18 protein-coding genes and 3 pseudogenes are annotated in these 17,744 nt (G+C 58.4%); 13 read left to right on the top strand and 8 right to left on the bottom strand.

Annotation, left to right across the window (positions count from 1 at the left end):
- Positions 1–318: 318 nt before the first annotated feature.
- On the bottom strand, positions 319–1,224 hold the full coding sequence (locus tag ASC97_RS26110; RefSeq protein WP_057471256.1) for a helix-turn-helix domain-containing protein: 906 nt from the start codon (positions 1,222–1,224) through the stop codon (positions 319–321).
- Between the two features lie 36 nt (positions 1,225–1,260).
- The gene (locus tag ASC97_RS26115) at positions 1,261–2,172 is read right to left on the bottom strand and encodes a helix-turn-helix domain-containing protein (RefSeq protein WP_057471257.1); all 912 of its coding nucleotides are present in this window, start codon (positions 2,170–2,172) and stop codon (positions 1,261–1,263) included.
- 247 nt (positions 2,173–2,419) lie between these two features.
- Between ASC97_RS26115 and ASC97_RS26120 the strand changes: the two genes are divergently transcribed.
- Genes ASC97_RS26120 through ASC97_RS26130 form a run of 3 tightly spaced genes read left to right on the top strand, consistent with a single transcriptional unit; the run spans position 2,420 to position 5,233 of the window.
- Positions 2,420–3,748, top strand: coding sequence for an alpha/beta fold hydrolase (locus ASC97_RS26120; RefSeq protein WP_057471258.1), 1,329 nt, complete (start codon positions 2,420–2,422; stop codon positions 3,746–3,748).
- 12 nt (positions 3,749–3,760) lie between these two features.
- Positions 3,761–4,372 (top strand): hydrolase, encoded by a 612-nt coding sequence (locus ASC97_RS26125; protein ID WP_057471259.1) that lies wholly within the window; start codon positions 3,761–3,763, stop codon positions 4,370–4,372.
- A 21-nt stretch (positions 4,373–4,393) separates the two neighbouring features.
- Positions 4,394–5,233 carry an SDR family NAD(P)-dependent oxidoreductase gene (locus ASC97_RS26130; protein WP_082530173.1) on the top strand — a complete coding sequence of 280 codons (840 nt, stop codon included), beginning with the start codon at positions 4,394–4,396 and terminating at the stop codon, positions 5,231–5,233.
- Between the two features lie 439 nt (positions 5,234–5,672).
- Here ASC97_RS26130 and ASC97_RS26135 read toward each other — a convergent pair whose 3' ends face one another.
- Positions 5,673–6,608 carry a GlxA family transcriptional regulator gene (locus ASC97_RS26135; protein ID WP_057471260.1) on the bottom strand — a complete coding sequence of 312 codons (936 nt, stop codon included), beginning with the start codon at positions 6,606–6,608 and terminating at the stop codon, positions 5,673–5,675.
- 95 nt (positions 6,609–6,703) lie between these two features.
- Here ASC97_RS26135 and ASC97_RS26140 point away from each other — a divergent pair, with 95 nt between their 5' ends.
- Complete coding sequence (locus tag ASC97_RS26140; protein WP_057471261.1) at positions 6,704–7,201, top strand: cysteine hydrolase family protein; 498 nt, start codon at positions 6,704–6,706, stop codon at positions 7,199–7,201.
- Positions 7,202–7,869: 668 nt separating this feature from the next.
- Complete coding sequence (locus ASC97_RS26145; protein WP_057471269.1) at positions 7,870–8,511, top strand: dihydrofolate reductase family protein; 642 nt, start codon at positions 7,870–7,872, stop codon at positions 8,509–8,511.
- Between the two features lie 439 nt (positions 8,512–8,950).
- Here the strand turns inward: ASC97_RS26145 and ASC97_RS26150 are convergent, their stop codons facing one another.
- Together ASC97_RS26150 and ASC97_RS26155 are read right to left on the bottom strand one after the other, a co-directional pair.
- A complete protein-coding gene (locus ASC97_RS26150; RefSeq protein ID WP_057471262.1) occupies positions 8,951–9,673 on the bottom strand; it encodes a ribonuclease activity regulator RraA in 723 nt (240 codons plus the stop codon).
- 49 nt (positions 9,674–9,722) lie between these two features.
- Positions 9,723–9,917 (bottom strand): hypothetical protein, encoded by a 195-nt coding sequence (locus ASC97_RS26155; RefSeq protein ID WP_057471263.1) that lies wholly within the window; start codon positions 9,915–9,917, stop codon positions 9,723–9,725.
- 259 nt (positions 9,918–10,176) lie between these two features.
- On the opposite strand from ASC97_RS26155, the gene ASC97_RS26160 reads away from it, so the two are divergent.
- From ASC97_RS26160 to manD, 3 genes and pseudogenes are all read left to right on the top strand, one after another.
- Positions 10,177–10,944: a GntR family transcriptional regulator gene (locus ASC97_RS26160; RefSeq protein WP_082530174.1), complete on the top strand. Its 768-nt coding sequence runs from the start codon at positions 10,177–10,179 to the stop codon at positions 10,942–10,944.
- A gap of 74 nt (positions 10,945–11,018) precedes the next feature.
- Positions 11,019–11,333: pseudogene (locus ASC97_RS34500) on the top strand (ATP-binding cassette domain-containing protein); the annotation flags it as partial.
- A 111-nt stretch (positions 11,334–11,444) separates the two neighbouring features.
- Positions 11,445–12,671: a D-mannonate dehydratase ManD gene (gene manD / locus ASC97_RS26170; RefSeq protein WP_057471264.1), complete on the top strand. Its 1,227-nt coding sequence runs from the start codon at positions 11,445–11,447 to the stop codon at positions 12,669–12,671.
- Positions 12,672–12,771: 100 nt separating this feature from the next.
- On the opposite strand, the gene ASC97_RS34505 is transcribed toward manD, so the two are convergent.
- The gene (locus tag ASC97_RS34505; RefSeq protein ID WP_057471265.1) at positions 12,772–12,954 is read right to left on the bottom strand and encodes a hypothetical protein; all 183 of its coding nucleotides are present in this window, start codon (positions 12,952–12,954) and stop codon (positions 12,772–12,774) included.
- 405 nt (positions 12,955–13,359) lie between these two features.
- Here ASC97_RS34505 and ASC97_RS26180 point away from each other — a divergent pair, with 405 nt between their 5' ends.
- The 3 genes and pseudogenes from ASC97_RS26180 to ASC97_RS33590 form a co-directional block, all read left to right on the top strand.
- On the top strand, positions 13,360–13,662 hold the full coding sequence (locus ASC97_RS26180; RefSeq protein ID WP_057471266.1) for a hypothetical protein: 303 nt from the start codon (positions 13,360–13,362) through the stop codon (positions 13,660–13,662).
- Between the two features lie 898 nt (positions 13,663–14,560).
- Positions 14,561–15,637 carry a YihY/virulence factor BrkB family protein gene (locus ASC97_RS26185; RefSeq protein ID WP_057471271.1) on the top strand — a complete coding sequence of 359 codons (1,077 nt, stop codon included), beginning with the start codon at positions 14,561–14,563 and terminating at the stop codon, positions 15,635–15,637.
- A gap of 368 nt (positions 15,638–16,005) precedes the next feature.
- Positions 16,006–16,419 (top strand): annotated as a pseudogene (locus ASC97_RS33590) (ATP-binding cassette domain-containing protein); the annotation flags it as partial.
- Positions 16,420–16,656: 237 nt separating this feature from the next.
- Here the strand turns inward: ASC97_RS33590 and ASC97_RS33595 are convergent.
- On the bottom strand, positions 16,657–16,803 hold the full coding sequence (locus ASC97_RS33595) for a hypothetical protein (RefSeq protein WP_244481600.1): 147 nt from the start codon (positions 16,801–16,803) through the stop codon (positions 16,657–16,659).
- Between ASC97_RS33595 and ASC97_RS35765 the strand changes: the two genes are divergently transcribed.
- Both ASC97_RS35765 and ASC97_RS35770 read left to right on the top strand, forming a co-directional pair.
- Entirely contained in the window at positions 16,736–16,879 is a 144-nt protein-coding gene (locus ASC97_RS35765; RefSeq protein WP_244481601.1) for a hypothetical protein, read from the top strand. The two genes, ASC97_RS33595 and ASC97_RS35765, sit on opposite strands and share 68 nt — an antisense overlap.
- 73 nt (positions 16,880–16,952) lie before the next feature.
- Positions 16,953–17,228, top strand: a complete 276-nt coding sequence (locus ASC97_RS35770) for a hypothetical protein (RefSeq protein WP_338012546.1) — start codon at positions 16,953–16,955, stop codon at positions 17,226–17,228.
- 205 nt (positions 17,229–17,433) lie between these two features.
- Here the strand turns inward: ASC97_RS35770 and ASC97_RS26205 are convergent.
- Positions 17,434–17,744, bottom strand: a pseudogene (locus ASC97_RS26205) (BID domain-containing protein); the annotation flags it as partial.

Consider the following 17,744-nt stretch of genomic DNA (forward strand, 5'->3'; position numbering starts at 1 on the left):
CATCAGAGCCTCACAATGAGCTCGTCAGATACTCTTCGGTGAGCTCATTTGACGGCCCGTAGATCAACCGAAAAATCTATGGGGCGTGGACGTCGCATACGGCGCAGCGATAAAAACTGCTTGTGAAGTTCCGCGATTTGACCAGGATCGGTGATCGGCTACCTTTCACAGCAAGTCGCTCGCCTGCTGAAGCAAGGAAAGTACGGCGGTTCCTCGTTAAACCAGGGAGAGAACGTCATCGCTCCAATGTTCCCACCCCGCCGGATCCGACCCATGCGGATGCCGTCGATGGACCCCGGTTGCCAAGTCAGTTCCTGTTCAATTGAGAACGTGTTTTCGCCAGGTGGTTGGAGTAACGCCCACAATGGACGCGAAGACGCGTGACAAATGCTCCGAGCTCACGAAGCCGCACGCCGTCGCAATTTGCGAAACCGGCAATGACGTCCTGCGCAACATGATCTTGGCATGTTCGACGCGCTGATGCCGCATCCATCTGTCCGGCGCGCTGCCGGTCGTCCTTCGGAAGGCCTGAGCGAACTGCCGGGCCGTCAGGTCGATTTCGGAAGCCAGCACTGATAGGGACAGATCGGCATCCAGTTGATCGTGCATCAGGTCGAAGGCGCGATTGACCTGCCGATGCGACAGACTGTGTCGAGCCGCCGTAGCCTGGCGCATCCCGCCGAAACCTTGGGCGAAGTACGTGGTGCTCGCCAGCAAGACACGCTCTGCATACATGGATCCCACCTCGTCGGGGCGTTCGAGCGCGGGCAGGAGGGACTGGGCAAGGCTCCAGCTCGTCTCGTCAAGACGCCCTTCATTCTCGCATAACAGCATCGGGACTGGCCGGACGCCCTGCTCGTATGCGACCTCGTCTAGAGCCGTCTGCGGGACGGTGAAGATGATCGTATCGAACGCGCTCAACAAGTTTGCCTTGGGGCTTTGCCAGTGGTTTACGACCGAGACCGTGCGTTTTGGAAAGGACCCCTGATGTACCAGCCGGTCGTTCAGATAGAGCTCGCGACGCTCCTGCTGGCGAAGTTGGACAAGGATTGAGAATACTGAATCCGGCCTGGCGGGCGTGGCGAAGCCGTGGCCCGGCGTGTCGCGCCTGACGCGCGAAACGAGGAGTTTTGAATTTCCAAGCCCTGACGCGACGATCTGAGAAAGGGAATCGGCCTTGAACTGCCGCACTTGCCGCTGCGCGTAATGCTGGTTCGATTCCAAGTTGAGCTCCTTTTATCGAGCGGTTCCCCTAAAGCCTCAGGACTTCACTGCTCGTCTCCAGGCCGCCGGCGTGACGCCGACAAACGACCTGAACATTCGGGTGAAGTGGCTTTGATCGGCGAAGCCGCAGTTTGCCGCTATTTCCACGAGGTTCGTGTCGCTGTGCGCAAGCATCGACTTGGCGCACTCGATGCGGTGGCGCAGGATCCAACGATGCGGCGAGTCGCCCGTGGTGGATTTGAAGGCGCGCACAAAATAGCTCACGGAGAGCCCGCATTGCGACGCGAGTTCCTTGAGAGAAAGATCGTCATCCGCAAGGGACGTCATCGCCTCGATCGCTCGCTTCACCTGCCAAGGGGCAAGCGTTCCGGCTTTATCCTTCACCTGCCGCAGGCCGCCGAAGGTCTGAGCAAAATACGTGTTGATGGCGAGCATGAGCTGCTGGGCATAAAGCGACCCGATCTCGTTGGGACGGTCCAAGGCCGGAAGAAGCGCATTTCCCAGATGCCACACCGTTTCGTCGAAGACGCCGCCGGCCCTGCAGTGAAGCTGGCTCACCCTTGCTACGCCGCGTTCGTCGGCGATCTCGTCGAGAGCGAGCTGGGGAACGGTGAACATGAGGTTGTCGAATGGGCTCAGCAGGTTTGCCACTGGTCGCTCGAGATGATTTACAATGCTTGTCGTGCGAGCTGCGTAGGAGCCGCGGTGAACGCACTTGTCGGCGACGAAGAGCTCCCGACTGATTTGCTCCCGAAGCTGCAGAAGGACGGAGTAGACCGGGCCACCTTCCTGTTGGGGAGCCATGACCAATCCGTGCCCCGGCGTATCCCTGCGCAGCCGAGAGACCAGCAGGCGCGACTTCTTCGGGCCGGATACAGCAAGCTGCGACACCGAGTCCACTCTAAACGGACTGACGAACTTCTGACCGTAGGCAGGATCGGATTGCACGTATCGTCCTCGCCACGCGGCCTCGAAGCCGTAATTTTCTCGTCTGTCACGCTAGTATAATGTCTCGTGGCTGTCTTGGATATTCTGACCGTCTTAGTCGCAATTTGAAGTGAAGCGACGGGACCGCGGCTGGGCTTCACGAGCTCACCACGGCAATTTCGCGCTAAGAAAGCTCATATTGCGCAAGATGGCCGGGAGCCACTCGTAATAGAAGCCTTCCATCGATGGAGGCTTGTTCGTGAAACAGATGTTGATGACGATAGCAGCGTGTCTTGTACTTGGTGGCGAAGCGGCCGCGGAATCTTTCGACTTTCCCACCTCCTTCCGGACGGAGGAGATCAAGACCAACGGCACGACGGTGCACGTCAGGATTGGCGGGCAAGGTCCGGCCGTACTCCTGATCCATGGGTACGGAGACACAGGCGACATGTGGGCGCCGCTCGCCGCCGAACTGATGGGCGACCACACCGTCATCGCCCCGGACCTGAGAGGGATGGGTCTCTCGGCGGTGGCAACGGATGGGTTCACAAAGATGAACGAAGCCAAGGATCTCGCAGGTGTCCTCGATGCGTTGAAGGTTCGTGAAGCCGACGTCGTCGGCCACGACATCGGCAACATGGTCGCCTACTCCTTTGCCAAAGCGTATCCCGACCGCACCACGCGTCTGGTCATGATGGATGCTCCCGTTCCAGGCATTGGACCCTGGGAAGAAATTCTCAAGGGCCCGTTGCTCTGGCATTTCCGCTTCGGCGGACCGGATATGGAGCGCCTGGTGCACGGTAGAGAGCGTATCTATCTCGACCGGTTCTGGAATGAGTTCGCTGCCGATCCATCCAGGTTTACCGAAGCCTCCTGCGTACACTATGCGGAACTTTACTCGAAGCCGGGCCGCATGCACGCCGGCTTCATGCAGTTCGCCGCATTCGACCAGGATGCAATCGACAACCGCGCAGCATTAGACAAGGGCGGCCTACAGATGCCCGTCCTGGCAATCGGGGGAGAGCGTTCATTTGGAGCGACGATGGCTCACGTCATGCGTTTCGCCGCCGATGACGTGCACCAGGTCGTGGTCGCCAACTCCGGTCACTGGCTGATGGAAGAGCAGCCCGAGGCGACGGTCGCGGCAATCCGCGCCTTCCTCGGCACCTCGGATCCGAGCGTGTTGAAGCCCATGCGACTTAGCGCCGACGAAGTCGCTGCGCTGAACCCTAGTCGGGGCGGAGCGGGGACCTCCGGACTGCCGGGGGTGAAGATGGTCGTCCTGTCAGGTGATCCAAAAAAACCGGGGCCGTACGCGATCGAGCTTCGAGTGCCTGCACATACCCGCATCGCCTCGCACAGCCATCGCGATGATCGGACGGCGCTCGTCGTCTCAGGCGAATGGCATTTCGGATACGGAGCGAAGGCAAGCGACGCCACCACGTCGGTGCTGGGACGAGGCGCCTTCTATACCGAGCCTGCGAACACGGCGCATTTCGCGTTCACGGGAGACAAGGCAGCGACGGTATTCATCACCGGCGTAGGTCCGACAGACACCCAGTACGTCGACGCCGCCGACGCCCATTCCGGCGAGTAGGAGGAGCCAGACATGACTTCCTTTGTCCACCGCAGAGATCCGGTATGCGACCACCTGCTGACGCCGCAGAACGCCGCGGTCGTTATCATCGACTTCCAGCCCGTCCAGGTTTCCTCCATCGCCTCGCGGTCCAAGCGTGAGCTGGTCTCCAACATCACCGCGCTTGCCCGGATTGCGAAGCTCTACGAGATGCCGATCATACTCTCGACCGTCAACGTGCAGACCGGTCGCAACCAGCCGACCATCCACCAGATCACCGATGTTCTGGGCGACCTTCAACCGATCGATCGGACCTCGATAAACGCATGGGAAGACGAGGACTTCAACCGCGCCGTGAAGGCGACGGACCGCAACAAGCTCGTGATGGCGGCGTTATGGACGGAGGTGTGCCTTGTGCATCCGGCTCTCGACGCGATAAATGAGGGTTTCGACGTCTATCCGGTCGTCGACTGCATCGGCGGCACGTCGCTCGAAGCGCATGAGGCAGGCCTCGCGCGGCTCGTCCAGGCTGGCGGCAAACCCGTCTCGTGGGTGCAGTTGATCTGCGAACTGCAGCGGGACTGGAACCGGGAAGAGACTGTTCCAGGTTTCGCTGACATTCTTTTCAAAGTCGAAGGCCACTGAACTCAGACAGGAGCAGAGGAAATGCAGATCGATCTCACTGGCAAGACCGCCTTGGTGACAGGCTCAACCGAAGGCATCGGCTACGCGATCGCCCGGCAGCTCGCACGAGCCGGGGCGGACACGGTCGTCAACGGCCGGTCGGAAGACAAGACCGCGAGGGCTGTCGAACGGCTGAAGAGTGAGGGCGTCACCAGCAGCATAAGAGCCGCCGCCGCCGACCTGTCGACGGCCGACGGCTGTGCGTCACTGGTCGCTCAGGTTCCGCATGCCGACATCCTGATCAACAATGCCGGCATCTTCCAGCCGATCGACTTCTTCGATGCCGATGACGAGGTCTGGGATCGACACTGGCAGGTTAACGTTATGTCCGCCGTCCGACTGTCTCGCGCCTATCTTCCCGGGATGCAGAAACTGAACTGGGGCCGGGTGATTTTCCTGGCGTCCGAATCCGGCTTCAACATTCCAGTCGAGATGATCCATTATGGGGTCAGCAAGACTGCCGATATCGCGGTCGCCCGCGGCCTGGCCAAGCGCATGTCCGGCACCGGCGTGACCGTCAACTCCGTTCTTCCCGGCCCAACTCTGTCCGAGGGCGTCCAAGCGATGCTTGCAGAAGAACAGGAGAAGACGGGGCTTCCGATCGAAGAGCTAGCGGCCTCTTTCGTCAAGCAGCATCGCAGCAGTTCAATTATCCAGAGGCCTGCAAGCGGTCCGACTCCGTGCCGTCGCTCCAGCAGGTATCGACGCGCGCCTCAACACGCGGTCGGGCCGGGCAGGGCGGCAGGGGCGACGGGAGCGTTGATGCGCTCCCGTCGGCAAGTTGAGCCTCGTCGCACCGACCTACCCTGGTTAGGACTCTGAAATTTTGCGGTCCAAGATAGAAACAGGCGCGGGCGAAGTTTGGGCGCCAGGCTTTCAATGCTTCGATAGTGAATGCCCAGACCATACCTTCGCGCAAGCGGCGCCGATGACGATAAGCTTCTTATTAGCCTGAAGCTCCTTCAGATTTCTACTATCCTCCTTGGCGGCCCTCGCTGCATGGGCTGGCGGACAAAAGCATGTCTCACTTTTCCCATCATTACTGAAGCAGACATGGCCTCGACCTCTCGGCGGCCGTCGCTCGTTTGGAATAGCGGAGACGATCGCGACAAGCGCTGGCGCCGTATCCGTGTAGGTCGGCACAGACAAGCAGAGGAGCGATGTCGCGCCACATGAAATGGATCTGTGGGAAGCCCGCTCGGATTGACGCCGGAGGATGTCGAAAGGCTCAAAACATTCGAGACCAACCAAATCCAATAGCTCAGTCGAGCCGCTGTCGAGCCAGCCATTGCCGCGGTGTCATCCCTAGAGACGCACGGAATGCGATCCGCAATGCGGGCGCATCGGGAAAGCCGGAGATTGTGGCGACCTCTTCAAGGCCGCGCGCTCCCGATGCTAGCAGTTCCTGAGCCCGTGCCAGCCGGACCTGCCTCATCCAGCCTCCAAGGCTTCCGCCGGTTCTTTCCCGTATATGCCGGGTGACGCTGCGCCTGCTCATGCCTGCCTGTTTCGCTAGTTCGTCCAAATTCGGCTTTGAAGCGGGATGCGCCCGCAAGGACTCAAGTATCACATTGATCCTCTGATCGGACGATGATCCTAGCGCTGGTCGTTCGATTAGTTGCGGCTGGCTTCCGGAACGCTGGGGCGCGACCACTAAGTGGCGGGCTACGCGGTTGGCCTCGGCGACGCCTGAAACCCGCGCCAGAAGGTGGAGACAGCAATCGAGACCGGAAGCGACCCCGGCGGATGTCAGCACCGGTCCTTCATCGACAAATAGAGCGCCAGCGTCGACCTTGACCTCCGGATATCGGATCGCGAATGTTTCGGCCCGCGCCCAGTGTGTGGTGGCTCGGCGACCGTCGAGCAGCCCTGCCTCCGCCAGCCCGAAAGCCCCGAGACATAGACCGACGACAATCGCCCCACGAGACTGCGCAAAGCGAAGCTCGGAGACGATCTCACCCGGCACAGGTTCGTCGGCATTTCTCCAGCCCGGAAGTATGAGCACGTCGGCATCGCGGCAGGACTCGAACGAGTGCGTCGTCTCGATCGACAGGCCGCCGTTGGCGGAAAACCTCCGGTCGTACGCACAGACGTCGATCCTATGCCCACTCGCGACAAAAGGCTCGCCGAATACGGCAAGCGGCGTCGAAAGCATGAACGGACTAATTCCGTCGTAGGCGAGAACGGCAAAGTGCATTGGCCCATTTTGCACGAAACATGGCTTTAGGGCCACTTAAATCCGGGCAGGCAGAGCGGTACAAGCGATGACCATCAATAGTCACCGGAGTTCAAATGCCCCGCGCCCTTCTCGTCATCGACGTGCAAAACGAATATTTCCCGGGCGGCGGCCTGCCGTTGTGGGAACCCGAAGAGGTAGAGAGCCGGATCCTTGCCGCCATTGGCAATGCACGCGCCAAAGGGGACAAGATCATTCTCGTTCGTCACCTGTCGCGCGATGGCTCCGGCCTCTTCGCAGAGGGAAGCCACGGGGCCTCGATTAGGCCGGGAATCCTCGCCGTGTCCAATGCTGCGCCAATTGTGGCAAAACATTTCGCAGACGCCTTTCAGGACACTGATCTCAGCGGCCATCTGGCCGGGATCGACGAGCTGCTGGTGTGCGGGATGATGACGCAGAACTGCGTCGTCTTCACGGCGCTGTCCCGGTTGTCGGATCCGCTGCGCGTTCGCGTCGTCAGCGATCTCTGCACAGCCCCGTCCGAGATCGTCCATCGCATTGCTCTCGGTGCGCTGGGTTCCAAGTTGCCACTCATGAGCTCCACTGAGATTTGAGGATGGTCGGCGGGGCGGGCAGCCCCGCCTTCCTGTGGACGGCAGATCATGCACTCGCGGGGTCTTTTTCCAATTGTTCTAGCCGCACCCCTACGTGTGCAGCTCTCGCGAGCTTGACGATACGCGGGGTTGCCGCCACTTTGCGGTCCGACCCGTCCTGAGCGGAGCCCGGGAATGCCCATAGACAGTACGGGAGCGAAGCCCAGAAAGGTACCCACATCAACATCGGCTGTTTTAAAGGAAGCCGGCGTCGCACGCCATCCGTCCGCAATCGCATGTAGAGCTTCTGCCACCCTATTGAAATATACATTTTCCCTTGAACGGGGATTAGGGTGTCCAATGCAATTCAACGCGATCCGGAATTTTAGCTCTATGATGCGACCGGAGGGGCAAAGCAATCCTCGCGGCTTCCGAAACCCATGGCTACTCTGCGGACTGGGCAGCTGGTTTGATTCCACGCCGCACCGTGAGAGCTGGCGTGACGTCACATGGGACATATGCCCCACTAAGACGCTGGAACACAGCCGGCCCCAGGCACCGATCAGGGCGATCATCGGAACAGACTCCAGCGGTTCCCAACGCCTTCATCGTTGAGCTCCAATTGCAAAGTAGGATAACGTGTGCTTAATATGAAACCGGTTTTATAATGCAATTAGATGGGGCAATCCGTGTCGAAGGTTCGCGTTGCAGCATTTTCGCTCTCGATCGATGGCTTTGGGGCTGGACCGGAGCAAAGCATGATCGCGCCCCTCGGCAAGCGGGGGCCGGAATTGTTTGAGTGGTTTTTCCCGACTCGGACTTTCCAGGCGATGTTCGGCAAGGAGGGCGAATCGGAAGGTGTCGACGCGAAATACGCATCGTCTGGAAATACCGGTTTTGGTGCCTTTATCCTCGGTCGCAACATGTTCGGCCCTGTTCGCGGCGAATGGCCTGATGAAAACTGGAAAGGCTGGTGGGGCGACAATCCGCCTTATCATGCACCGACGTTCATCCTAACCCACTACCCCCGCGCGCCCGTTGTCATGGAAGGTGGCACGACCTTCCATTTCGTCTCCGACGGGATCGAGGCTGCGCTAATGCAGGCCAAGGCCGTCGCCGGTGGCAGGGATATCAAGATCGGCGGCGGTGTCAGCACGGTGCGCCAATATCTTCAGGCTGGCCTCGTCGACGAACTACACTTTGCCATTTCGCCAGTTGTGCTCGGGAGAGGCGAAGCAATGTTTGCCGGTATCGACCTGCCTTCGCTCGGCTTTCGGATCGCCGCTCAGGAGGCGACGGAGAAAGCTACTCACATCGTTTTGAAGAAATAAGGTGGCGCGGACTGCACCCATCCGAATGAGCAACGTTTGGCGAATAATCGCCTACCGCGCTCGACTACTCGGCGAGCGCTGCGATGCGATAGGGCCATTGCGCACCCAAGAACATCGGCCAGATGATCTGCCAAAGTCGATGGAAATCCCCTCAACGTGCTGAGTTGTCGTAGCAAATTGAATGTTGAATATCGACCACGACGGCCAGTCAGACGGCCTGTATGTGGAATATGTCGTGGTTTCATTTCAATGATGAGAGCACGTCGTTGATGTAACGCTGGGACCGTCTACAATCTCGACTTTCATTTTATTCTCGGCGCAAATGCATGCCCAACAATGTGAATGTCCTATTCTATGCTCGGCCGGAATCCGACGGTATGAATCGATTGCGACTTCGGTGATGAACGATGCCGTAATCCACACGATTGCTATCGCTGCATTAGCGATTGGATGCTTTCCGCCAGCGTTCGAATTCGACCCCGGTTTCGGGGTCTGTGGGCGGATAGAGGCCGAGAATGGAGCGGCCGCCATTCACCTGTTCGAGCACGAAATCCTCAAATGCTGTCATCTCGACGGACTCGTCGGCTATGTCGTCGGCGATATCGATCGGGATGACGATCACACCTTCGCCGTCACCGACGACCACATCGCCGGGAAATACTGCAACGTCGCCGCAGCCGATCGGCACGTTGATGTCAACGGCCTGGTGGAGGGTAAGGTTAGTCGGCGCGGAGGGGCGGTTATGATAGGCGTGAAACGGCAGTTCTGCGATTTCCGGAGAGTCGCGGAAGCCGCCGTCCGTTACGACACCTTCGGCGCCTCGCAGCATTAGCCGGGTGATGAGTATGGATCCTGCTGAGGCCGCGCGAGGATCCTTACGACTGTCGATGACGAATACTGCGCCCTGCGGGCATTCCTCCACGGCCTTGCGCTGCGGATGGGCACGGTCACGAAAGACCGTCAGCGGGTTGAGATCTTCGCGGGCGGGAATGTAGCGCAGCGTATAGGCTTCTCCGACCATGTTCCGGACTGTCTTGCCGACAGGGCGAACATCTTGGATGAACTGGTTGCGGAGGCCGCGTTTGAAAAGTGCTGTGCAAAGAGTTGCGGTACTCACTTGGAGGAGTTTCTCGCGGGTTTTGGCGGAAAGCTTTGGCGTCATGTCGGGAATCCTTTCGATGTTGTCGGTGACGAGCGCGGCACGCGAGCTCCTAGCCGGGGTCTAAGAGTTGCGTCGCGCCTGAATCTTTTCTTTCGCTGAAGCCCGCGACATTGCAGAGTGCGGTGAATTCGTCGCGCTTGTGGCCGGCGCCAGGTCTGGCATTGATGCAGCGACCTTTGCGACGTACTTTCAGCACGCCTTTGTGAAGATCCTTCACTTGAAACTGGTCAACTCTGTTCACCATAGATCCTCCAAGACATTGATGCTGCCGTAGCAAGCAGTGAATCCGACAGCTCCGTGTTGGCAGAAAAATTCGATCGATGTCCTGAGCGCGAAGGGCTGATGGACGCCCGAAGGGTAGGGGTGCTGTGCCGGAAATGGCGGCAGGAATGAGAGTTAGATATTCGATCCTCATGGTTTCATCCGCGCTGTAATATTTGAACCTATATCACTTGTGCATAAGAACGCAATCTGATATCTTAGATTCATACTGGAGATATAAGATGGCTTTGGAATTATCGTCCGACATTACGGAAGTCTTGTCGCCCGCGTCGCTGGACGTAGAGGGCTACCTGGTAGAGCGGGTGCATAAGGCCCTCCGCGCCGTCATCGTGGAGATGCGGCTGCGGCCTGGCAGCGCGTTGTCAGAGAATGAAATTGCCGCCTGCCTCAAGGTAAGTAAGACGCCGATCCGTGAGGCCTTGATCCGGCTCGTCGAAGAGCGCCTGGTTACCGTCGTTCCGAAAAGTGGCACGCGAGTGGCGCTGATCGATATAGAGCGGTTCCGGGAAGGCTGTTTCGTGAGGCTGCACCTGGAGGTGGCGGCAGTCGCCCAGGCTGCGACACTTCGCAACGACGGACATATCATTCAGATGAAGGCTAATCTCTCACGCCAGCGAGAAGCGCTCGAGAAGGAGGCCTACTGGGATTTTTTCCTTTGTGACGAACAGTTTCACGCTCTGATCCTTAAGGCCGCCGGCCTAGCTGGGTTGATCCAAATTATTGAGGTCGCAAAAGTGGAGGTGGATCGAATACGAAGCCTGAGGAACCGCCTTGGGGTTCGCCGCACCGAGATCGTCCTTCGTGAGCATGAGGCTATCGTTTCGGCGATCGCCGATCGAGATCCAGGTCGCGCGTCGCAGGCCATGCGCGATCATCTCGGCGAGGTGGATCAGCGCACCTGGGCACTCGGCGAGGACCATGTGCTCTGGAGTTTCATCGAATCCGTCAGCAAGGTGCCGACAAAAAAGCAGTTCGGCTTTACAGGCTAACGCCAAATGCCGTCCAGCCTCATCGGGCGCCGAAGACCATTCAAACTAACGATGTCGCCACAGCCCGGGAACGGCAAAGACAGCGAGTAGCGTTTGCACGTGCCCTGATCCTTAGGCCTGAAGTCGTCTTGCTCGACGAGCCCACTTCGGCGCTGGACGTATCGGTGCAGGCTGAAATTCTCAACGTGCTTGCCAATTTGCGTGCCCAGATGGGACTGACTTACCTTGTAAGCCATGACCTGGCGGTTGTGGCGCATATGTGCAGCCGTATTGCAATAATGCAATCCGACAAAGTGCTTGAGGAATTGACTGCGACAGATCATGGCCGAGCGAAACAAGATGATACATTCGAACTCATCGAAAGCAGCAAGCTTGACACTGCTGCCTGAACTGGAACTCCACAGCCACAAAGTCACTGCCACGCATTGACGGTCCTAAGGATCTACCACTCCCGAGAGTGATTTCGGGGGTCGGCGCACATTTTAACGGAGACGGTCCCCATGAAGATTACCGATGCCAAAGTGTTCGTCGGCGGTCCTGCTAAGAATTACGTGACTTTGAAGATCATGACCGACCAGGGCGTCTACGGGCTAGGTGACGCAACGCTGAACAATCGCGAAACCTTGCCGGCTGCCTATTTAAAGGACTACCTCGTTCCAAACCTGATCGGGATGGATCCACGCAACAGTGAAGACATCTGGCAGTATTTGTATCGCGGCGCCTATTTCCGGCGCGGACCGATCGCCATGGCAGCGTTTGGCGCAATTGATATGGCCCTATGGGACATTAAGGGCAAGCTCGCGAACATGCCACTCTATCAGCTGTTTGGTGGCAAAAGCCGTGAGGGCGCCCTTCTCTATGCCCATGCCACCGGGGCCGATCTCGAAGACCTGATGGACTCCATTTCCTGGTATGTGGAGCAGGGATACAAGGCAATTCGTGTGCAGTGTGGCATTCCCGGCATGCCGACGGCAGGCTACGCTGTGCCAGAAAACAAGGGAGAGGCGAAAAATTACATTACTGACTACACCGGCATCCGACCTAAGGTTGAGATCTGGGATACCGGACGCTACATGCGTTACATGCCCGGGGCACTCGCCGAAGTCCGTGAGCGGTTCGGCCCGGAGTTGAAGATCCTGCACGACATCCATCACAGGCTGACGCCACGGGAGGCCGCGGAATTCGCAAAGGCAGTCGAGCCCGTGGACCTCTTCTGGCTTGAGGATCCGACCCCGGCCGACGATCAGGATGCGCTGAAGTTACTGCGGCATCACTCAACCGTGCCCATCGCCATCGGAGAAGTCTTCAACTCGATCTGGGACTGCAACAAGTTGATCGAAAACGAGTTGATCGACTTCATACGTGTCGCCGTTACCTATGCCGGCGGCATTACCCACGTCAAACGCATTGTCGACCTGGCTGGACTGCATCATGTGCGTACCGGGTTCCATGGCGCGCCAAGCCATTCGCCGCTCTCAATGGCGGCCCAGGCGCACCTGAACGCGTGGGCGCCAAATTTCGGCATCCAGGAATACCTAGTGCTGGGCACGCCCGAATGCGACGCGCTGTACCCGTCGGAACACCGATTTGAGAACGGCTTTTTTCATGTCAGCGACGCGCCAGGACTTGGCGTCGATTTCGATGAGAAGGAAGCGGCGCACTACAGTTACAAGGCCGGTAGCCACCCGGTCGTGCGGTTGGAGGATGGGACACTTTGGAATTACTGACATCATCCTTGCTGCTCATGCCCGACAAACTCGTTCTGATCGAGGCACCAGGTCCCCGCTTTCGGCTGCAGGTCCTCAAGGATCGTGCAGCCGAAACGGGTTAGGAGGTGCGGCTGTCGTCGCTGGCTCGCGCGCGCGAACCCTTGAGGCCTTGCACAACGGTTTGAACAAGAACGATACCAAAGACGCGCAGGTAATCCTCCACATGCTCCGGATCTAGGCGACGCAGCGCCGTCACGACCGCTTTGCGCCGGAGGGCCCCCTTTAGAAGATCGACCGGCATGCCTCGCCATTCAATCAAGATGGGACACACATGTTGTATGGCGGTGGCGACGGACGGGCTCCAGTCTACACCCAGGACGCTCCAGGGTTTCGATTACGAGCCCTGCACGATCGCGATTATCGAGGCGGCCCACGGGCGGTTCTCTGAGGGAGCCACCGAAATTCGGTCGCCGACACGTCGGCTACCTTTCCCACGATCTCAAAATGATCCTAGACGCTACCATATCGCAGATGCCGGTGGTTGAGATCGGTTGCTAGGCTACGTTGTCAACATAACCTTGGACTGGCATCCCTCGATTCGCTCCATCATCCCTGTATTCCCCGCCCTGCCTTGATTTCGCCAGCCTCCATTTTCAGAACGCGTTGCCTCGCCGAAAGACGAGTTGTCATATGAAAGGAAGTGCTCATGTTCAAGACTATCGCAGCCACAACTCTCCTAATTCTTGCAGTCACCGTTGGCGCCAATGCATCCAGCGGCAAGTCGTGGGACGCTCTTTTTGCGAAAGCAAATGGAACCTGCATCGGCAAGTCTGGCATGGTCACGCCTGAGGCCAGCAGCCCGATCGTCTTTGAAGACTCCGTTGGGAAGGTCGCTATACTACTCCGGGAGTCTGCTGGCAAAGGAAAGGCTACGAAGAACCTGCTCTGCCTCTATGACAAGCAAACCGGGCGCGCTTCCATTCAGGAATACCGCTGGCTCGGAAACTGATCCAGGGGAAGCCGGTGTGCTCGGATGCCGCCTCCCTCACTGGGTGGAGACGAGGAAAGCGTGAACGGTGGGTTGCGCGGTTGTCCGTTGTGGCTCTTCAGGGGTGATTGCAAATTGCTTTCTGTCACTGTCGCTGCGCGCTCAACCGTAAAACACGCGTGTACAAATGTAAAACGGCAGCTCCGCCACAGGAATGCATCTGTCATGTCCGGCTTCGCCTCCTCCAGCCACCGAAGCAGTAGGTTGAGACGGCCCTTGATGCCGTTTGACGTTGTAGGTGGGCGGGCTTCAACGGCTTCAGCGCCTGTGGACATCCTTGCCATCCTGACCGCGCCATGCCTCATTCCTCACGGCTCGGAGCGAGCCGGCGTCCCATAGTTAAAACATCCTTTCATGACAGTCTCACCGCCGAAAGCCCTTTGGAGGCAGCGGAGGCGGACTTGAACGACCGACCGGAAGACGACGGGCAAAGGCCAACCACAGCCTACGATGCGGGCCAACGTCCCGTGCCCGAAGGCCAGAATGCTCGCTCCTGGTGGACGTTGATTTCAGTCGGGCTGTTGCTTCTCGCGATAATCACAAGTGGCTTTCTGCTAATGCCCTTCAGTCGTCCTGCTCCTTCAACAGTGGGGTCGCCTGGCTCCGGCATCATCAATACGCCGAGCCCAGCCCAACCCAACTGATCGCGTTTTGATCCTGGTCGTCGCGACGGAGGTCGAAGTAGAAGAGGGGGTGAGAGCCCGATACGGAGAGTCCAGCGCCGGCTTGCCTGCTGTGAAGACAGTACTGTCATCGAACTCACGGAATGGTTCCCGCCATGTGATGTATCAAACAGGCCTCGTTGCATCCTTCATCATGGTCGCGCGTTTAAACAAAGGCCTTCGGCAAGGACGTAATGATGCACAGACCTTTCATTTCCACATCTGCTATATTGGTCGCGACGCTCGCTGCCGCTGTCGGTACAGTGTTGTTGAGTTCGGCAGGGCAAGGTGGTGAAAACTCGACGAAGACTGTGTCAGACAACAACGGCGACAATCGAGGACGGCAGGCAAATACGCCTGAGTCGATTCCAGCCAAGGGGCTGAAGGACGTCTTCTGGCGAATTTACGAGAAGCTGTTCGCTCATCGGGTGACCCTCATTGCAGCCGGCGTCGCGTTCTATCTGCTGCTGTCAGTCTTCCCGGCACTTGGTGCTCTCGTTTCACTCTACGGTATCGTGGCTGATCCAGCCACGATCTCGGATCATTTGCGCGACCTGTCGTCTGTTCTCCCACCAGGTGCGTTTGAGATGATCGAGGAGCAGATCAAAAGCATTGTGGAACGTCGAAACAGCACTCTGGGCATCGCGTTCTTCCTTGGGCTGGGCATCGCGATATGGAGCACGCACAATGCCACTCTGGCGATCTTCGATGCCATGAACGTGGCCTATGAGGAGAAAGAAAAACGGGGCCTGATAAAGCTGAACTTAGTCGGCCTCTGTTTCACGATATGCGCGATCCTGGTGGCCACCGCAATGGTCTTTCTGGTCGGGTTGATGCCAGTGATATTGAAATTTCTCTGGCTGGACACTTTCAAAGAGCAGACTGCACTTTTCGTGCGGTGGCCGCTCATGTTGGTTGTCGTTGTTGTGGCCGCGGCGACTGTTTACAGGTTCGGCCCTAGTCGCGAGCCTGCCAAAGTTCGGTGGATGACCTGGGGGGCGGGCTTCACAGCTATAGGGTGGTTCTCGATGTCGTTTGGTTTTGCGTTCTACTTGAACCATTTCGCGGATTACAGCGCGTCCTACGGGACGCTAGGCGCGCTGATCGGCTTCCTTATGTGGACGTGGCTATCCGTCGTCATACTTATTTTGGGCGCGGCTCTGAACGCGGAATTGGAGCACCAGACTGAGCGAGACACGACCACCGGGACGCCAGTTCCTATGGGTGTGCGCGGGGCCTATGTAGCGGACACCGTCGGCAAAGCAGCTGACTAGGCCATCGCGGAGTTTTGTCCCGCTCCCGAAGACATCAGTCCTGAAGGGGCCGCGCGTCGTCCTTGGACCGGCGGCACATCAACCATCGGTCACATGGCCGATTGCGTGCCCGAGGACCGTACACCGTGCTTGCCGGACGAGGAGGGGCGTTCAGGATCACATTTTGATGGAGGCGATATACCAAACAGCCGAAAAGGCAGGCCGGCACGTCTTAATCCAACCGATCACCTGGATGCCTACCGTGGACCGCCAGCCGCCGTGTATCTTCACTAAGTCGTTCGGATTTCCTTGGTGGCGGGCCGCGCCGCACCTGATATTTAAGGCCCTTAGAAAGTCGCATCGTGAGGCCCAAATGATTCTGTCCCTGTCTGAGTAAGTCCTACACGACCGCCGAAGGGACGATCGAAATACTAAAGGGAATCGACCTGGACGTCGCACCGCACAAAAGCGTCGCCCTGACAGGTGAATCTGGTAGCGGCAAGAGCACGCTTCTTCATCTGGCGGGCGGGCTTGACCATCCCGATGGCGGGTCGGTGGTGATGGATGGGCAGGACGTCGCAGCACTTAATGATCGCGAACGAGCCAGATATCGGCGAACGCGAGTTGGCCTGGTCTTTCAGCAGTTCAATCTGATCCCGTCGTTGAACGTTGCCGCGAACATCTCCTTTCACGCCAACCTTGCCGGTAGATATGACGCAGCGTGGGAGGCAGAATTGACGAGCAAGCTGGGCTTGGAGGCTTTTCTTGGTCGATATCCCGAGCAATTATCCGGCGGCCAACAGTAGCGGGTGGCGATCGGCCGAGCGCGAGTAAAAGGACGCCGATATGCCGAACGCCTGTGGAGATGGAGCGGAGGTCGCCATGTTTCAGAACTTGGTTCCCGTCTACTGTTGTGGATCGACGTGCAGCGAGAGGCCGGAAGACACAGATACCGCAAGAGATCTTCTAAAATAGGTCCAGGCAGAGTTTTTTTAACGGCCATTGCTGCAATCGACCATGGCGTGCGTCCGGTTCTTTTCCTATTTCTGGCATTGTTTCCAAAACGCGTTCAACAACGGCCTGGACGATTTTCCATTCCTGTAAATCCGGATCTCTACTGTGAGATCCCATGAGGGATCGCTGGCGGCCGGCACCAAAGCGCCGGTTGCCAATTCGTCTACGATCAAGCTTTCCGGAAGCCAGGCGACGCCCCAGCCTGACAGCGCCATGGCCTTGAGGCCGATGGAAATCGTGTTCTCGTGATAGATGTATCGGGCTACCCGACGAGTAGATCACGTCAATTGGTTCGAATGGGAGAGGGGGAGATCATGGCTGAATTCGTGTCCCTCGTGCCCTCTCTCGCCCGAACTTTCTGATGAGCGCGGACCGAGACGTGGTGCTGATCACCGGCCTCGCGGCCGTCGTTCCCACGGTTTATTCTGCGCTGTTCGGCGTCACCGTCTGGATCGTCATCGTCGGAGCGCTTGGGATGATACCTGCGGCGGCGACCGCTGTCTTGATCAACGGTGCGACTCGTCCGGGGAGGAATCAGACCGGAGATACCCTCCTGCCGTCGCTGCCCGCATCGCAACTGTTTCCGGAGTGTAGATGAACACCAGGTCGTCGATTGCCACCGGACGATGAGGCGGAACGATGCGCCGCAGGCCCAGTGGTTTGCTCGGTGTTAGATTGATGCGGTAACCGCCGGCGAGGTCAGTGACAATCGCCAGGATGGCGCCGGCGCAGCCACCGAAATCATCCGTGCCGCTTGTCGTTGGTGCGCGGTCAGCGCGCCCAAAGTGTTCCTGGCCCTGTTGTTATATCAGAGAGAACCCCTCGCTCCTGGTCTGCCGCAACGTCTCGGCTTGCTTGAGCTCCTCGGTCGTTCGTTCTTGGGCAGCAAGTTGCTGAACCGTCCGCATGGCGTGCCACGCGGTTTCGACGTCAGCCTTTTGTCCAGCCGTCATGCCCGATGTGACGGTCCCGAAGGTCTTGCCGCTCGTGTCTTTCGCCGCAAGCGGCAGAAAGGTCCGTTCTCCAAAGCGCTCGGATACCGCCTTGGCAAAGCCTTCGAGCTCGGCTTTTACCATTTTGTCCGCCCGCGCATATTCCAGCACTGCCGGATCAT

The organism is Rhizobium sp. Root1203, from assembly GCF_001424945.1.
GTDB lineage: Bacteria > Pseudomonadota > Alphaproteobacteria > Rhizobiales > Rhizobiaceae > Rhizobium.

Bases quoted from the DNA above. Each gene is read 5' to 3' on its own strand.
- manD (WP_057471264.1), top strand. From the start codon at position 11,445: ATGAAGATTACCGATGCCAAAGTGTTCGTCGGCGGTCCTGCTAAGAAT.
- ASC97_RS26125 (WP_057471259.1), top strand. From the start codon at position 3,761: ATGACTTCCTTTGTCCACCGCAGAGATCCGGTATGCGACCACCTGCTG.
- ASC97_RS34505 (WP_057471265.1), bottom strand. From the start codon at position 12,954: ATGCCGGTCGATCTTCTAAAGGGGGCCCTCCGGCGCAAAGCGGTCGTG.
- ASC97_RS26155 (WP_057471263.1), bottom strand. From the start codon at position 9,917: ATGGTGAACAGAGTTGACCAGTTTCAAGTGAAGGATCTTCACAAAGGC.
- ASC97_RS26180 (WP_057471266.1), top strand. From the start codon at position 13,360: ATGTTCAAGACTATCGCAGCCACAACTCTCCTAATTCTTGCAGTCACC.
- ASC97_RS26135 (WP_057471260.1), bottom strand. From the start codon at position 6,608: ATGCACTTTGCCGTTCTCGCCTACGACGGAATTAGTCCGTTCATGCTT.
- ASC97_RS26120 (WP_057471258.1), top strand. From the start codon at position 2,420: ATGTTGATGACGATAGCAGCGTGTCTTGTACTTGGTGGCGAAGCGGCC.
- ASC97_RS26130 (WP_082530173.1), top strand. From the start codon at position 4,394: ATGCAGATCGATCTCACTGGCAAGACCGCCTTGGTGACAGGCTCAACC.
- ASC97_RS26150 (WP_057471262.1), bottom strand. From the start codon at position 9,673: ATGACGCCAAAGCTTTCCGCCAAAACCCGCGAGAAACTCCTCCAAGTG.
- ASC97_RS26140 (WP_057471261.1), top strand. From the start codon at position 6,704: ATGCCCCGCGCCCTTCTCGTCATCGACGTGCAAAACGAATATTTCCCG.
- ASC97_RS26185 (WP_057471271.1), top strand. From the start codon at position 14,561: ATGCACAGACCTTTCATTTCCACATCTGCTATATTGGTCGCGACGCTC.
- ASC97_RS26160 (WP_082530174.1), top strand. From the start codon at position 10,177: ATGGCTTTGGAATTATCGTCCGACATTACGGAAGTCTTGTCGCCCGCG.